The 789-nt window shown below is 46.4% G+C and carries 2 protein-coding genes; one reads left to right on the forward strand and one right to left on the reverse strand.

Annotated features, from left to right (window positions below; genetic code table 11):
• Positions 1 to 43: 43 nt before the first annotated feature.
• Complete coding sequence (locus PsAD37_RS17085; protein ID WP_275078332.1) at positions 44 to 328, reverse strand: transposase; 285 nt, start codon at positions 326 to 328, stop codon at positions 44 to 46.
• Here PsAD37_RS17085 and PsAD37_RS27675 point away from each other — a divergent pair.
• Positions 285 to 638 carry an HIT family protein gene (locus tag PsAD37_RS27675; RefSeq protein WP_084407913.1) on the forward strand — a complete coding sequence of 118 codons (354 nt, stop codon included), beginning with the start codon at positions 285 to 287 and terminating at the stop codon, positions 636 to 638. The two genes, PsAD37_RS17085 and PsAD37_RS27675, sit on opposite strands and share 44 nt — an antisense overlap.
• The last annotated feature ends 151 nt before the right edge of the window (positions 639 to 789 follow it).

The raw sequence follows: 789 nt of genomic DNA on the forward strand, positions 1-789 counted from the left end.
TTACATTGAGGGCTTTTACAATCCAATCAGGCGACACTCGTCGTTAGGCTATCAATCGCCAATCGCGTTCGAGAGACAGAAAAGAAATAGTGAGACAGAGGCTCTCCATTTTCTTTAGGTCAGTCCAAAACTCTTTCGACCAGCTGTAATAGAGCCCTTGAGAGAGCCCTTCCTGCCTACACAACTCGGCAATGCAGTCCTCGCCGCGTAACCCGGCAAGTACAATGCGGATTTTGTCTTCAGTGGAATAGCGCTTGCGGGCCTTGCGCCGGATATCCTTGACCATGCGTTCTGCAGCAACGCTCGCAGTCTTGGTATTCTGCCCCATATCTCACTCCTGTCGTCATGATCATGGGCCAAAACACTCCCTTATTCAATTCAATCGATCTGTCCATAAGGCGGCGACGAGGAACACTCGTGCTATCAAACACATATGCTTGATGTACAAAGAAAGGCTGGGTATTACCGATATTCAGATTGTTTCTAGTAATGGCAAAGAAGCTCAGCAAGATGCTTTTCATACCCACTTTCATATCATGCCGCGTCATGAAGGGGATGGGCAAGATATTGTTTGGACTCCAGACCCAATGATGTCTGCCAAAAATGAAGAGCTTTTAGCTCGTTTAAATGCGATTTAGTCGAGTCTGACAAACACTGACAATTAGAGCGTGCTGCGCCAGATCTGATTCAGGTTTCTCATTTTAACTTTTTGTGATTCAATGTTGCCATCCTTGTTTTTGGAGGGCACATGGGCAAGCCATATCCGATAGAATTACGTGAACGGGTTGT

This window comes from Pseudovibrio sp. Ad37 (genome assembly GCF_001623075.1).
In the GTDB taxonomy this organism is placed as follows: Bacteria; Pseudomonadota; Alphaproteobacteria; order Rhizobiales; family Stappiaceae; genus Pseudovibrio.